The organism is Streptomyces sp. NPDC047525 (assembly GCF_040643025.1).
Taxonomy (GTDB): domain Bacteria; phylum Actinomycetota; class Actinomycetes; order Streptomycetales; family Streptomycetaceae; genus Streptomyces; species Streptomyces durmitorensis.
This window is the reverse complement of sequence record NZ_JBEYTL010000003.1, coordinates 736,148-750,332: the sequence shown is the minus strand read 5'-3', so window position 1 is coordinate 750,332 and position 14,185 is coordinate 736,148. Positions and strand designations below refer to the sequence as shown.

Here is a 14,185-nt window from a genome sequence, read left to right as displayed (position 1 = left end):
GCGGTCCTGGTGGGAGCGGTGCTGCGAGGCCACGGTGGGCGCCATGCCACAGCGAGCGCAAACCGCGACCTCCGTAAATGTGTTCACGCAGCGTTTCAGTGCGACGCCCCGAGGCGCGCGCCTCGCCAGGCGTCTGGCGCGATACCACCTCGACGAGTGGGGCGTGCCCTACGGCTGCGAACTCTCCGAGACGGCGGCGCAGATCGTCGCCGAGCTCGCGGCGAACGCGGCGACACATGGCCGGGTGCCAGGCCGTGACTTCGAACTGCGGCTGGCGTACGAGGCCGGCGGCGTACGCATCGAGGTGAGTGATTGCCGGTCGGAGTGCGGCCCGCCGCCGGTCCCTCAACTGCCATCCCCTGAGGAGGAGTCGGGGCGGGGCTGCTCTTGGTGGCGGCGCTGGCGAGTGAGTGGGGCGTGACGGAGCGGGCGGTCGGCAAGACGGTATGGGCACGGCTGGTCTGGTAGTGCGCCGGACGTCTGCGGTGGCTTTGCCGGGCCGGTGTCGGAAATGGCACCGGGGCCGCCCGGTTGTCCCGAGGTTGGCGGTTGCGGGCCGGGAGTCGTGCCCTTCACGCGGACAGGGCGCGCGCCCTGTCCGCAGCCGCTCCGGGGGTGGGCGCTGCTCTCGTCAAGCGTCTGCCGACCGGGCCACCGCGAGTGGCCTGCCGGGGGGTCCGGCACCTAATTTCAAGAAGGCGCACCACGAGACGCGCGCGCCCCCCTTCTGTCAGAACACAACTTCGCGAAAGTAGGTGCCGGTGGGTGTGGCTCTTCCTCGCACACCTTCTCCGTGACGGCCGCCCCGGAAGATCCGGTCGGCAGCCGCTTGACGAGACCGGCACCCATCCCCGAAGCGGCTGCGGACCGGGCGCCCGCCGTTCTCCCCGTGGGGGCCACCCGCAATGAGCCGGGCCGCACCCGGCATTGAGAGCCCGACGGCCCGACGGGAGTGGTCGAGAGTCCCACCCCGTGGCGGCCCGGAACCGCCAACCTCGGGACAACCGGGCGGCCCCGGCAACAAGTCAAAGCCACCGGCCCAGCAAAGCCCCCCTGTTCCTCACGCCGCCGCGGCCGGCGCCCGGTCCGTGGCCAGCTTGACGGCGAGGGCGCCGAGCACCGTGCCCATGACGTACCGCTGGACCCGCAGCCAGGTCGGGTGGCGGGCCAGGAACACCGCGATGGTGCCCGCCGCCATGACGATGGCGAGGTTCACCCCCAGGCTGACGGAGATCTGGATGCTGCCGAGCGCGAAGCCCTGCATGAGGGTGTTGCCGGACGCCGGGTCGATGAACTGCGGTATCAGCGAGACGTACATGATGGCGACCTTCGGGTTCAGGAGGTTCGTCAGGACTCCCATGGTGAAGAGGCGCCGGGGCGAGTCGGGGGACAGCTCCTGGTGGGCGAAGACCGATGTGCCGCCCGGCTTGAGCGCCTTCCAGGCCAGCCACGCCAGGTACGCGGCCCCGGCCAGCTTCACCGCCATGTACAGCTGGGGGACCGCGAGGAAGACCAGGGACAGGCCCAGGTTGGCCGCCGTCAGATAGACGACGAAGCCGACGGCGACCCCGGCCAGGGAGATCGCTCCGGCGCGCCTGCCCTGGGTGATGGTCCGCGAGACGAGGTACATCATGTTCGGTCCCGGCGTGAGCACCATGCCGAGGGAGACCACCGTGACGCCGAGTGCCGCGCTCATTCCGATCATTGACCAAGGATCGGACGGCCACACCCTTCAGCACCAGCGAAGAATTCTTCACGCATCGCGTAAGCGTTGCTACATCGGCGCGGGGTGCCGGTGGGTGCCCCGCGCCGATGCGGCCGGCTCAGCCGATGCGGTACGGGTCCCCGTACACCTTCCACTCCAGCGGAGTGTTCAGGTTCAGGTTGCCCTTCCGCAGGAACACCCGCTGAGCCGTGTCGACACGGCTGGTGTCCTCGTGCGCCTCCTCCTGCTTCATCGCCCAGACGCGCGCGTCGAGGAAGGCGTCGAGGTACGTCACCTCGTCACCGCCCTGGGCCGGCGGCTTGGCCGAACTCAGCGCGCGCTTGCGGATGTTGCGGAAGCTGGTGCTGTCGCCGCCGTCGCCGTGCATGACGATCGCGTCGTAGTACGCGAACTGCCCGAGGACACCGATGCCGTCCGCCTTGCCCTGCTTGACGGCCGGGTTGAAGTAGACGCGGTCGCGCTCGTCGTTCTGCGCCTTCTGGAACTCGGGGTCCTCGGCGGCCTCCTCCCAGTCGGGCTTGTAGCCGGGGTCGAGGCCTTCGTGGGAGTCGGTGCCGTCCACCTCGCGCAGCGCGGGGAGGTACTTGGCGAGGACGTTGTCCGGCTTGCGCTCGGTGTAGAGCTCGACGAGGTCGAGCATGTCGCCGGTGCCCGAGCAGAAGCCGATGATCCCGGCGGTGTAGCCGCGGCCGTCGCCTATGTCCTCGCAGTAGCGGTAGTAGTCCTTCCAGTTGAGGTCGGAGTTCTCGGCGCTGCAGACGATCTTCATGGCGATCTCCTTCTTCGCCGGATCGTCGAGCCCGCCCGCCTTGGGAGTGGGGGCGGCGCCTGCCGTCTGGGACGCGATGACCGGGCCCGCCACGAGCGAGGCGCCGATGAAGGCGAGCAGGGTGCGACGTGAGGTGTGGATGCGGGGCGTGGGTGCGCGATGGGGGGTGGGCACGGGGCCTCCAAGGTGGGGGAGTTCGTCGATCCGGGTCGGTCCGATGACGCTTGGGCTCTTCCGCGTACTGTTAGGAAGGTTTCCTACCAGAGTTTGAGGATGACGTATACCCGTCAAGTAAGGGCGAGTTGGCGATCTTGGAGGCCCCGCGCCCGCCGACTACCGCGTCCCGGTCAGCCGTTCGCGCACCTGAACAGCGATTTTGTACGTGTCTCCGGTCGGCCGGGTCGCCAGGCGCCCCGGGTCACGAATCCACCCGTCCTCGATCTCGAACCAGTCGACGGCCTTTGGGGCGCGCCCTTCGTCGAGCGCCGCCCGCAGCTCCTTGAAGTACGTCTCCCAGCGCAGCCGGTAGAGCCCGCCGACGAGCCCGGCCCACTCCCGGTTGGCGTAGTCACGCAGCCCCGCGTCCGCCCCGGACCGCGTGCCCCACACGGTGAGCAGCGACAGCTGGTCGTACGCGAGCCGCTCCCGCTCCGTCGCGTCGGCGCCCCACGAGCGCGCGTCGGCGACCCAACGCCCCAGGAGATGGCGGGAGTCGGTGGCCACCAGCTTGTCGAGCAGGGCCATGAGACCGAGCCAGGTCCGGGTCAGCTCGTCGAAGCGGGCGGTGTCCCGGTCGTCGTACGCCTGCTTGATCCGCGGCAGGAGCACCCGGCTGCGGTTGGACAGGGCCTGGCGCGCCACGTCCAGTACGTCGCGGCGGTAGGCGGAGGAGTCTCGCAACTCACGTCGTACGTCGAGAAGTTCGGTGAGGGCGGGCTCGAAGTCCGACGGCTCGTACCGCATCGCCTTCGGCGACCAGGCCGCCGCCGACTTCGCCGACAGGTCGGGCCGTGCGCCGAACAGGCCGTCCGCGCCCTCGGCCCACTCGTCGGCGCGGGTCGTGCCGTACGCGGTGCGGCGCAGGATGTCCCAGGCGGCGGCCGCGTGCGGGTCGGCCGCGCCGTAGCGGGCCACGGACCAGTCGGTGAACCAGGCGTCGAGGTCCAAGTCGCCGGTGCGCCAGGCCAGTTCGGAGAAGAGCTCGAAGGCGGCAGGGTTGTTGTCGGCCGCCTCCGGCATCAGGGAGATGCCGCGCTGCGTGCTGCCTTCCTTGGTGCGCCACTTCTCGTAGAGAGCTGCCCAGTCGGGGGTGTTGGCGCCGAGGGTGGTGTGCCCGCCGAAGTTCCAGATCGAGCCGAAGGTGTACGGGGTCGCGTTCCAGTCGGACTCGCGGTCGGTGACCTTCGGGAAGCGGTCGGAGAGGCCGTCGACCACCAGCATCCTCGACTTGTCGACGGCGTCCACGATCGCCTTGGGCGGATTGCTCTGCCAGCCGAGGATCACCCAGGTGGCGCCGGGGTGCGCTGACTGGAGGGCCTTCTCCACGGCCTTCGCCGCGTCCGGGACCGGGACATCCCCCGGCTTCCCGCCCTCGTGGAGGAGGTCCATCTTGTACATCGTCGACGCGCCGAACAGCTCGTCCTGGGCGCGGTAGAACGCGGCGGCCACCCGGCCGAAATGCTCGGTGCGCGGGTCGAGCCAGTCCGGCCGCGTGAAGCCGACCCAGTCGCCCTGCGGCACGGTGCGCGCGCCGGGATTCTTCGCGGTGAAGCCGGGCGGCACCGTCCCGAAGTAGCCGGGGAGGACGGGCGTCATGCCGAGATCGCGCAGCCGGTCCGCGATGCGGCGCCCCAACGCGGCTCGTTTGTCGATGAGTTGCCGCGAGACGGGGTGCGGGAAGGCGGACATGTTCTGGAGCAGCCACCACGGCTGGTGGGCCGGGGCCGGTATCCACTCGCGCAACTCCCGGTCGGAGTAGCCGAACTCCTGGAACACACGGTGGTAGAGCGCGTCGGCGCCGACGTACACCAGGACTTCGTTGTAGCCGTGCAGCGCGAGCACGTCGATCTCGCGCTCCCAGTAGGACCAGTCGTGGTACGCCCCCGTGTAGCCGTCGTTCGTGTCGTTCAGGACGAAGCGGTGCGGGGCGTTGGCGCGTCCGGTCACCGGCTTGTCGAGGCCGGGGAGCCGGTCGGGCAGGTCGAGCTGATCGCCCGCCCAGGTGATGTTCGCGTGCGCGGTGTGCTTCAAGTAGTGGCGCAGGCCCGTGAGTTGGACGGCCGGGGTCGGCCCGGCGACGGTGATGTGCCCGCGCCGCCCGGATATCCCGAAGGTGTCGGCGGGACCCGCGGTCGTGAACGTCAGCTGCTTCCAGTGTCCGGGCAGCAGCCGCCGGGCGGCCTTGACCGCGGGCGATGGGGAGGTCGGGGCGCCGTCGGCGGTGGAGCCGGAGCAGGCGACGGCGGCGCCGGTCGTTCCGGCGAGAGCGGTGAGGAAGGTGCGGCGGGCCAGGGGCATGACGTAGGGATACCCTCCCGGTTCGGCGACGCTCGGGCGGGCGCCCGAGCGGTGCTGGACGGCGCACCACGATGAACCGCCCGCGAACCATGGTCAAGAAGGCCTTCCGGGGCGGACCCCGCCCGCCGTGCACTACCCCGATGGGCGAATCCCCGGTGTTAGCGTCGGCGGATGACCGCACCCCTGCCCGGCAAGCCGACCCGCGCCTCCACCACGGGACGCCCCCTGATGGCCGCCCTCGACCTGTTCGGGCGGCGCTGGAGCCTGCGGATCGTCTGGGAGCTGCGGGCCGAGCCGCTGGGGTTCCGCGCGCTCCAGGAGCGGTGCGACGCGATGTCGTCCAGTGTGCTGCGCCAGCGACTGACCGAACTGCTCGAAGCCCGACTGGTGCGGCAACTGCCCGACAGCTCCTACGCCCTGACCGCGCTCGGCGGCGAGGCCCACGAGGCCCTGCGCCCGCTGGACGCCTGGGCCGAGCGCTGGGCCACCGAGGTCAGCGCCGACTCGGCAGAGGGTCGGCGCTGAGCGCGTCGCGCATCCGGGAGACGGCGGCCGTCAGCGTGCCGAGCGGCCGAAGCAGCAGGGTCGCCTCCGTCAACTGCCCCTCGGAGTTCACCTGTTGCACGAAGGCGCCGTACACGGACTCCTCGCCGACACCGGCGGTGAAGGTCGTCACGGTCTGCCGCTCCTCCCCGCCCTTCCCGCTGCCCGTCCCGGGGTCGGTGAACTCTCGCAGCGGTTCGATCCCGGTCAGGCACTCCCCGATCTTCGGGAACAGGTGCGCCACGTCGTCCCGCCCGCTGTAGTCGGCGACAGGGCTGTGGAAGACGACGTCCCGCGCGAGCAGGAGCCGGGTCCGGTCGGGTGCGCCGGGTGCCAGTACGTCACGTACATCGAGGCTCATCGGTATTGCTCCTCCTGACTGCTTCGGTTTCCGAAGCGCTTCCCCGAGCGTAGCCCGGCCGCCGGGACTTTGTCCCGCCCTCGTGGGCCGACATCCCGTGCGAGCCCGGCTCCAGATCCCGGATCCGGCGGCGGTCCATGCCCATAGCTGCGCTCGGCACGCCTGACTACTTTCGATGTCAGAAATCCGCACCTTTCCGAGAAAGGCAGCACATGAAGCGCGTGCACAGGACCGCGGTCAAGGCCGAAATAGTCCGCGAACCGGGAGCCAAGGAGACCACCCACCGGAAACTCATCGACACACCGGACGGCGCGGACCGCTTCGTCCTCACCGAATTCGAGGTGTCGCCGAACGGCTCGACCCCGCCGCATTTCCATGAGTGGGAGCACGAGATCTATGTGCTCGAAGGCTCGATGGGGCTCGTCATGCCCGAGCTCGGAAAGACCGAGGAAGTCGGCCCCGGCGACGCCATCTTCATCCCCCGGGGCGAGCCCCACGGCTTCGTCACAGGCCCGGACCAGACCTGCCGGTTCCTGGTCGTCGCGCCCTGCGAGCGGCCCCCGGTACGGAACGTCTTCCTCTCCGAGGACCCGTACGAGTACACGCAGAACCCCGAGTACGTGAGCCTCCTGGAGGCAGGCAAGTGAGTGTGCCGACGGACGCGGCAAGCAGCCGCGCCCTCGCTCCGTACGAGGACGCACCGGACCCCGGTCCCCTCCTCGCCCTGAACTTCGGCTTCGCCCGCGCCAGGGTGCTCGGCACGGCCCTGGACCTCGGCGTGTTCACCGGCCTCGTCCGGGGCCCGCGTGACGCGCGCGGCCTCGCCGCCGAGCTCGGCTGCGACACCGAAGGGCTGCGCGCACTGCTCGCGGCCCTCGAGGAGCTCGGCCTGGTCGCGGGCGGGGCCGAGGAGAGCTGGACGCTCACGGATACGTCCCGCGCCCATCTGGTCGAGGGCGGCCGCGGCTACCTCGGCGGCCACTTCGCCGACGTACTCGCGGAGTGGGACCAGTGGAGCGGCCTGACCGAACTGGTGCGGGCCGGCGGGCACGGCGGCGGTGAGCTGGGCGCGCCCGAGAACCGCGGGCTCTACCCGGGGATGTTCGCGGGGATCTTCCCGGTGGGGGTGCGCACCGCGTTCCGCGTGGTGCGGGAGCTCTCCCGGCACGACCCCTCCCTGCCGGAGGCGGGCCGCGTCCTGGACTTCGCGTCGGGTGCGGGCGAGTGGGGCATCGCCCTGGCCGCCGCCGACCCGGAGGCACGGGTGGTGGCCCACGACGCCCCGGAGCTGCTCGGCGTCGCGCGTGAGCGGGCGGCGGAGTTCGGCGTGGCGGAGCGGTTCCGCTTCGTGCCCGCCGACTTCACCAGGGACTACGCCGGTGACTTCCCCAGGGCGCCCTTCCCCGACGGCTGCTTCGACACCGTCGTCCTGGCCCACCTGAGCCGCTTCGCGGGCCCTGACGCCACGGAGCGGCTCGTCCAGGAGTGCGCACGGCTGCTGCGCCCCGGCGGCACCCTGCTGCTCGTCGACGTCATGCGCCAGGAGCCGGGGCGGCCCGCCCTGCACCGCCCGATGATCGCGCTCAGCCTCCTGGTGAACACCGAGGCGGGCGGCGTCCAGGAGGAATCCGCGTACCGCGCGGTCATGGAGAAATACGGGGTGACGGCAAAGGAGTCCGTCACACCCGGCCTCATCACCGTCCTGACAGGAGAAAGGCGTTAGTGGTTCACGTGCGAGAAGTGGTGGTCACCGGGTTGGGAGTGGTCAGCCCGGCCGGAATAGGAACAGAAGCGTTATGGGAAACCATCTCCGCGGGAAAGAGCGTCACGAAACCCCTTTCCGACATCACGAGTTCGGCGCTCTTCGGAGACTTCGACTTCGTGTCGGACTCGATCGCCGAGGTCTCCGGATTCGAGGAGCAGATACCGGCTCTTCCGCCCGAGGTGCAACGGCTCGACCGGTACACACAGTTCGCCGTCGCGGCCGCGTACCAGGCCGTACGGGACGCCGGGCTCGCCCAGGGAACGTACGACCCGGAGCGCGCCGGACTCTCGCTGTCCACGGCGGTCTGCGGCACCCCCAGGATGGAGGAGGAGTTCCTGCGGGTCACCGACGAGGGCCGCGGGCCCATCGACCCGGCCAAGGCGGGCCGCGACCTCTACCTCGCCTCCATGTCCAACACCCCGGGCACCATCCTCTCGGCGCTGCTCGGCATGCAGGGCCCCTGCGTGACCCTGTCGACGGGGTGCATCGGGGGCGTCGACGCGGTGGGCCATGCCTACGAGGCGATCCGCCACGGGGACGCGGACGTGATGATCGCGGGGGCCACGGAGGCGCCCATCACCCCGGTGACGGTCGCGTCCTTCGAGATCATCAACTGCCTCTCGCGCGCCCACGCCGACCGGCCCGACGCCGCGTCCCGGCCGTACGACGCGGGCCGCGACGGCTTCGTGCTCGGCGAGGGCTGCGGCATCGTCGTCCTGGAGTCGCGCGAGCACGCCGAACGCCGGGGCGCCGCGCCCTACTTGACGGTTGACGGCTTCTCGCACACCTCGAACGCGGCGCACATGACCGACCTGCTCTCCGACGGCGAGGACCTGACCCGCGCCATGACACAGGCCGTCGCGGAGGCCGGCCTGCGTCCGCGGGACATCGACCACGTCAGCTCGCACGGCAGCTCGACCCCGCAGAACGACACCTGCGAGACCAGCGCCCTCAAGCTCGCCCTCGGCGAGCGCGCCCGTGAGATCCCGGTGAACTCGGCGAAGTCGATGGTCGGCCACGCGCTGGCCGCCGCGAGCGCCATGGAGATCGTGCTCTGTGCCCTCGCGGCCAAGCACTCCTTCGTCCATCCGACCGCCAACTACGAGAACCCCGACCCGACATGCGACCTCGACTACGTCCCGGGCGAAGGGCGCCCGTGGCACGGCGAGGCGATTCTCAAGGGCGCCAGCGGATTCGCGGGGCTGCACGCCGCGCTCGTCACGCGGGCCGTGCGGGAAGGGGCGCACCGATGAGCGTCGTCATCACCGGAATCGGCGCGGTCACGCCCGCGGGCACCGGCATCGACCCCCTCTGGGACAGCGCACGCGCGGGCATCCCGCAGATCGCCGCCATCGACCGCTTCGACGCATCGGGATACGCCACATCGGCGGCGGGACAGGCGGACTTCGACGCGGGCGCCGAACTGCCGTCCCGCTTCGTCAAGCGCACCGACCGCTTCACACACCTGTCCGTGCACGCCGTGCGCCAGGCACTCGCGGACGCCCGTGTCACCGTGGGCGAAGAGGTCTCCGCCGAGCGCACCGGCGTCATGGTCGGAAACATCCTGGGCGGCTGGGAGTTCGCCGAACGCGAGCTGCGCCACCTGTGGACCGAAGGGCCGCGCGCGGTCAGCCCCTACCAGGCGACCGCCTGGTTCCCCGCGGCGCCGCAGGGCAACATCTGCATCGACCAGGGGATCAAGGGCCCGGCGCGTACGTTCGTCGCCGACCGGGCCAGCGGTGCGTACGCGCTGATCGGGGGAGCCGAGGCGCTCCTGCGCGACCGCGCGGACGTCGTGATCGCGGGCGGCGTGGAGGCGCCCCTTTCGCCGTACGGCTGGCTCTGCATGGAGACCAGCGGCCTCGGCGCCAAGTCCCGCGGCTCGCTCGGCCCGCACGAGCTGTACCGCCCGTTCGACGCGGGCCACGGCGGCAGCGTCTTCGGCGAGGGCGCGGTGTTCCTGGTCATGGAGCGGCGCGAGCACGCCGAGAGGCGCGGGGCGCGGATCCTGGGCGAGCTCGCAGGCTGGGGCGTGAGCACCGACGGCTACATGCCGTACTACACGGTCGAACCGACCGGACAGGTCCTGGGCCGCGCGATGCGGACCGCCACCGAACGCGCCGGGATCCGGGGCGGCGACATCGGAGCGGTCTTCGCGCACGGCTCGGGCGTCCCCTTCGAGGACGTGACGGAGGGATACGCGCTGCACGAGGCGTTCGGATCCGCCACCGCACGCCAACTCCCCGTCACCGCACCCAAGTCGGGCTTCGGCCACCTCCTGGGAGCGGCAGCGCCCGCCGACGCGGCACTGGCACTGCGGGCGATGCGCGAGGGGGTCCTTCCGCCGACCGTGAACCTGGACCACCGGGCTCCCGGCATCGACCTCGACCTGGTCGCGGGGCAGGCGCGTCCCGCGGCCGGATGCGAGCACACGCTGGTGGTCTCGCGCGGCCTGGGAGGTGTCAACGCATGTCTGTTGCTGAGGCGTTGACCGTGCGAGGGGCCCTGCCCCAGTCGCTCGGCATCCGCGCGGTGGGCATCGACATCGTCGACGTCGAGCGCCTGCGCGCCATGGTCGAGCGGCGAGGGCAGCGGCTCGTCGAGCGGCTCTTCACGGTCAATGAACGGGCCCTGTGCGAGGGCACGTCGCCCCGCCACCGGGCGTACTGCATGGCCGGGCGCATCGCCGCCAAGGAGGCCGTGCGCAAGGCGTTCGGCGGCTACGGCGAAGGCCTCGGCTGGCGGGACGTCGAGATCGGCCGCGACGCGTCGGGCGCACCCGTGCCGCGGCTGACCGGCCGGGCCGACGAGGCCTTCCGGCGCGCCGCGTACAGCGGGCTGCACGTGAGCATCTCGCACGAGGCGGGCGTGGCCGTGGCGATCGCGGTCGCCGAGTGACGGCGGTCCGGAACCGTCTCCACCACCAGCCGGAAACCATCTCCATCACCAGAAGGAGTACGTGAGTCACATGGACATCCGCGAGAACGTGGTCGCCGTCATGCGCGGCGCCGGATTCGAGAGCGAGGAGCTGACCGAGGACCGGCGCCTCGCCGAGGACCTCGACATCGACTCGACCGAGCTGGTCGAGGTCGTCGTCGCCCTGGAGCAGCACTTCGGCGTCAGCATCGACGCCGACGCCGAGGGCGGCTTCCGTACCTTCGGCGACCTCGTCGGCTGTGTGCGGCGCCTGCTTCTCGCCGGCGTCGCAGCGGTGGGGAGCTGAGACGATGCCCAGGATCGAGAACCGCGTCGTCATCGAGGCCGACGCCCGCAGTGTCTTCGACATCACCAATGACATCGGCCGCTGGCCCGACCTCTTCGACGAGTACAGCCACGCCAAGGTGGTCTCGCAGGAGCGGGACGGCCGCTGGACCGAGATTCTCTTCGAGCTGACCAACCCCGAGGGCTCGACCTGGAGTTCCTGGCGGCTCCTTGACCACCGCGAGCTCACGGCGGTCGCGGAGCGACGCGACCCGCTCTTCCCGTTCCGCTACATGCACCTCAAGTGGAGCTATCAGCAGGTGCCCGAGGGGACCCTGATGACCTGGGTCCAGGACTTCGAGGTCGACGACGCCTTCGATGTCCCGCTGCCGACCGTCGTGGAGCGCATGCAGCTGCACACCCGGCAGAACCAGACGGGCATCAAACGGAAGATCGAGTCCGGGGCCTGAGTTCTCCGTGCCCATCGCCGTCACGGGGGTCATCGCGATGGACCACCTCATGACCTTCCCGGGTCGCTTCCCGAAGAGTTCGGCGCCGGACCGGCCGCACGTCGCATCCCTGGCCTTCCTCGCGGAGCGGCTGGAGATACGCCGGGGCGGCGGTGGCGCCGACGTCGCCTTCGGCCTCGGCCGGATCGGCCTCGATCCGGTCCTGGTCGGCGCGGTCGGACCCGACTTCGCCGACTACCAGGTGTGGCTCAAGCAGCACGGGGTCGACACCGAGTCCGTACTCGTCGTGCCGGGCGAGCACACCGCGCGGTACATGTGCACGACCGACATGGAGGGGGAGCGGGTCAGCACGTTCCGGCCGGGCGCCCTGCGGGCCTCGTCCACCCTCTCGCTGCGTTCCGTCGCGGAGCGCACGGGCGGTCTGGGCCTCGTGGTGGTCGAGCCGGGCGATCCGGCGGCGATGCTCCGGCACACCGAGGAGTGCCGCGCGCTGGGGCTGCCGTTCGTGGTCCACCCTTCGTGGCAGATCGGAGGGCTGGGCCGCGCGGACATCAAGTACCTGGTGAATGGGGCTAGTTGCCTGTTCACGGACGAGGTCGATGCGGAGCGGCTGAGGGAGTCCACCGGCTGGAGCGGTCCGCGGATCCTCGAACGGGTCGGGGCGTGGGTCACCACGCTCGGTGCCGCGGGGGCGAGGATCGAGCGCCACGGTCATGAGCCGTCCCTCGTCCCCGCGCCCGGGTCGGTCACCGTGGCCGACCCGAGCGGGGCGGGGGCCGCGTTCCGGGCGGGCCTCGTCGCCGGGGCCGCCCAGGGAGCGCCGCTCGAACGGGCGGCCCAACTCGGCTGCGTGCTCGCCTCGTTCGCCCTGGAGACGGCCGGCACACAGGAGTACGCGCTGGACGTGCGCCGCCTCCTCAACCGGGTCAGGGAGACCTACGGCCATACGGCGGCGGCCGCGGTCCGCCGCCTGCTCACCTACGCCGCATGAGCCCTGCCGGCGGAACCGGCGGAGCGTACAGAGAGAGTGAGGAGCACCCGATCCATGTACATAGACCTGAGCATCCCCATCAGCCGCCACGCGCCCGGCGTGGAGTTCGAGCAGTGGCTCCACCGGGACGGCATCCGCCATCTGTCGCGCAGGATCAGGGCGTTGCCGGGGGACAGCCGCAAGGAGCGGCGGCGCAACTACTGGCGCTGGCTGACCGGAGTCCGTCGGCTGCGCGCACGCGATCTGCCCGACGGCTGCTTCCTCTCCAACGAGTTCTACCGGATGTCCGTGCACCAGGGCACGCACGTGGACGCGCCCTTCCACTACGGCCCCGAGTGCGCGGGCGAGCCCGCCAAGAAGGTCCTCGACCTGCCGCTGGAGTGGTTCCACGGGCCCGGAGCCGTCCTCGACGTGCGGGAGTGCGGGGGGCGCGTCACGGCGTCCGACGTCAAGAAGGCGCTGCACAAGGCAGGTTCACGGGTGGGGCCGGGGACGGTGGTGCTCTTCCGCACCGACTCGGATCTACGCCTGGGAACGCCCGCGTACTACACGGAGTCCACGGCCATCACGCCTGAGGCCGTCGACCATCTGCTGGATCTCGGTGTGAAGGTTCTCGGCACGGACTGCTGGAGTTTCGACGGCCCCGCGCGCGCGATGGTGGAGTCGTTCTACGGAACGCGCGACCCGGCGGCTCTCTGGCCCACGCATCTCCACGGCAGGAAAAGGGAGTTCATCCAGATCGAGGGCCTGGCCCGGTTGCGGGACCTCCCGCGAGGCGGTGCGTTCACCTTCACGGCCTTCCCCGTCGCCCTGGCCGATGCGGGTGCCGCGTGGTGCAGGGCGGTGGCCGATGTACCAGAACGCGTGCCGCATTGATTGGGTCAATTGCGCGGGCAATTGAGGCTTTTCCCCGCGCGGTGTCAGGGAGATGGCCGTCCTGTGCGTCACGGGTCCGTGGCAAGTCCTCCGTGGCGGCCCAAGGAGCGTTTCGCGTACAGCACGGTCTGGACACGGTTGGGGGTGCCCAATTTGGCGTAGATACGGCTCAGATAGTTGCGCACGGTCTTCGGGCGAATACCCAGGGCGGTGGCGATGCAGTCGGTCTCGTGGTCGTCGGCGACCAGCGAGAGGATCTGCCGCTCACGCTCGGTCAGCGTCGAGAGGGCCGCGTCGTCGCCGCGATGGCGGCCCGCCACGAGCTGCAGGATCTGCCCCGCGGTGGCCGCGGTGAACGCGGCGCCGTCGCGGTGCACGGCGAGGAGCGTCCCGCGCAGTTCGTCCGCGTCGATGCTGCGGGAGAGGTACGCGTTGGCACCGGCCACGAAGGCCTCGCGCATGTAGACCGGCTGCTGGTTGGAGGAGAGGATGACGATGCGTACGTGGCCGGACTCCCGGCGAATGGCCCGGATCGCGTCGACGCCGCCCGTTCCGGGCACGCCGAGCCCCATCACGACGATCTGCGGGCGGCGCCCCCGTAAGTGCTCCAGCGCCGCTGCGGCATCATGGGCGATGGACACCACGGAGAATTCCGTAAACCCGTCGAGAAGCTTTCGGAAGCCTTCGAGCACGAGTTGCTCGCTGTCGACAAGCAGGACCTTTATCGATGACATTGATGTCCCCCTGGGTTCTGCATTCACGGCGGTGAAAGATCAGAACATGGGGACGCCAAGTGTTGTGCTCCTTGCCCCCGTTGGCTGATTTTCATCGTCGACGAATTATCTGCCTGATTCGATGCTACACCACTTTCACAAAGGCTCTTCGGGTGAATAGTCAATGGTGAGGTCGACGTCACGCGGCGGTTTGTCGGAGTCACAGATTCCTTTCGCGCATTGATCGGAATTC

The 14,185-nt window shown here is 70.5% G+C and carries 15 protein-coding genes and 1 pseudogene; 11 read left to right on the top strand and 5 right to left on the bottom strand.

Translation table 11 applies throughout. The features are described from left to right. Positions 1-43: 43 nt before the first annotated feature. Positions 44-468, top strand: a pseudogene (locus ABZ833_RS12250) (ATP-binding protein). 592 nt (positions 469-1,060) lie between these two features. Here the strand turns inward: ABZ833_RS12250 and ABZ833_RS12245 are convergent. From ABZ833_RS12245 to ABZ833_RS12235, 3 genes are all read right to left on the bottom strand, one after another. Continuing rightward, a complete protein-coding gene (locus ABZ833_RS12245; protein ID WP_361044661.1) occupies positions 1,061-1,705 on the bottom strand; it encodes a LysE family translocator in 645 nt (214 codons plus the stop codon). Between the two features lie 118 nt (positions 1,706-1,823). Next, complete coding sequence (locus tag ABZ833_RS12240; RefSeq protein WP_361044849.1) at positions 1,824-2,636, bottom strand: chitosanase; 813 nt, start codon at positions 2,634-2,636, stop codon at positions 1,824-1,826. A 192-nt stretch (positions 2,637-2,828) separates the two neighbouring features. Then, entirely contained in the window at positions 2,829-5,012 is a 2,184-nt protein-coding gene (locus tag ABZ833_RS12235; protein ID WP_361044658.1) for an alpha-N-acetylglucosaminidase, read from the bottom strand. A 171-nt stretch (positions 5,013-5,183) separates the two neighbouring features. Between ABZ833_RS12235 and ABZ833_RS12230 the strand changes: the two genes are divergently transcribed. Continuing rightward, positions 5,184-5,537 (top strand): helix-turn-helix domain-containing protein, encoded by a 354-nt coding sequence (locus ABZ833_RS12230; protein ID WP_361044656.1) that lies wholly within the window; start codon positions 5,184-5,186, stop codon positions 5,535-5,537. Here the strand turns inward: ABZ833_RS12230 and ABZ833_RS12225 are convergent. Next, the gene (locus tag ABZ833_RS12225) at positions 5,506-5,916 is read right to left on the bottom strand and encodes a hypothetical protein (protein WP_361044653.1); all 411 of its coding nucleotides are present in this window, start codon (positions 5,914-5,916) and stop codon (positions 5,506-5,508) included. The genes ABZ833_RS12230 and ABZ833_RS12225 overlap by 32 nt on opposite strands. A 212-nt stretch (positions 5,917-6,128) precedes the next feature. Here ABZ833_RS12225 and ABZ833_RS12220 point away from each other — a divergent pair, with 212 nt between their 5' ends. The 9 genes from ABZ833_RS12220 (at position 6,129) to ABZ833_RS12180 (ending at position 13,219) form a co-directional block, all read left to right on the top strand. Then, positions 6,129-6,563 carry a cupin domain-containing protein gene (locus tag ABZ833_RS12220; RefSeq protein WP_361044651.1) on the top strand — a complete coding sequence of 145 codons (435 nt, stop codon included), beginning with the start codon at positions 6,129-6,131 and terminating at the stop codon, positions 6,561-6,563. Beyond that, positions 6,560-7,639: a class I SAM-dependent methyltransferase gene (locus tag ABZ833_RS12215; RefSeq protein ID WP_361044648.1), complete on the top strand. Its 1,080-nt coding sequence runs from the start codon at positions 6,560-6,562 to the stop codon at positions 7,637-7,639. The genes ABZ833_RS12220 and ABZ833_RS12215 overlap by 4 nt, the downstream gene beginning before the upstream one ends. Continuing rightward, positions 7,639-8,934 (top strand): beta-ketoacyl-[acyl-carrier-protein] synthase family protein, encoded by a 1,296-nt coding sequence (locus ABZ833_RS12210; protein WP_361044645.1) that lies wholly within the window; start codon positions 7,639-7,641, stop codon positions 8,932-8,934. The genes ABZ833_RS12215 and ABZ833_RS12210 overlap by 1 nt, the downstream gene beginning before the upstream one ends. Next, a complete protein-coding gene (locus ABZ833_RS12205; RefSeq protein ID WP_361044643.1) occupies positions 8,931-10,172 on the top strand; it encodes a beta-ketoacyl-[acyl-carrier-protein] synthase family protein in 1,242 nt (413 codons plus the stop codon). The genes ABZ833_RS12210 and ABZ833_RS12205 overlap by 4 nt, the downstream gene beginning before the upstream one ends. Further along, entirely contained in the window at positions 10,151-10,579 is a 429-nt protein-coding gene (gene acpS / locus ABZ833_RS12200) for a holo-ACP synthase (RefSeq protein WP_361044640.1), read from the top strand. The genes ABZ833_RS12205 and acpS overlap by 22 nt, the downstream gene beginning before the upstream one ends. 70 nt (positions 10,580-10,649) lie before the next feature. After that, positions 10,650-10,904, top strand: coding sequence for an acyl carrier protein (locus tag ABZ833_RS12195; RefSeq protein ID WP_361044638.1), 255 nt, complete (start codon positions 10,650-10,652; stop codon positions 10,902-10,904). 4 nt (positions 10,905-10,908) lie between these two features. Beyond that, entirely contained in the window at positions 10,909-11,352 is a 444-nt protein-coding gene (locus tag ABZ833_RS12190) for an SRPBCC family protein (protein ID WP_361044636.1), read from the top strand. A 49-nt stretch (positions 11,353-11,401) separates the two neighbouring features. Further along, complete coding sequence (locus ABZ833_RS12185; RefSeq protein WP_361044633.1) at positions 11,402-12,343, top strand: PfkB family carbohydrate kinase; 942 nt, start codon at positions 11,402-11,404, stop codon at positions 12,341-12,343. A gap of 54 nt (positions 12,344-12,397) precedes the next feature. Next, on the top strand, positions 12,398-13,219 hold the full coding sequence (locus tag ABZ833_RS12180) for a cyclase family protein (protein ID WP_361044631.1): 822 nt from the start codon (positions 12,398-12,400) through the stop codon (positions 13,217-13,219). A 68-nt stretch (positions 13,220-13,287) separates the two neighbouring features. Here the strand turns inward: ABZ833_RS12180 and ABZ833_RS12175 are convergent, their stop codons facing one another. Then, positions 13,288-13,953 (bottom strand): response regulator transcription factor, encoded by a 666-nt coding sequence (locus ABZ833_RS12175; protein ID WP_361044629.1) that lies wholly within the window; start codon positions 13,951-13,953, stop codon positions 13,288-13,290. Between the last annotated feature and the right edge of the window lie 232 nt (positions 13,954-14,185).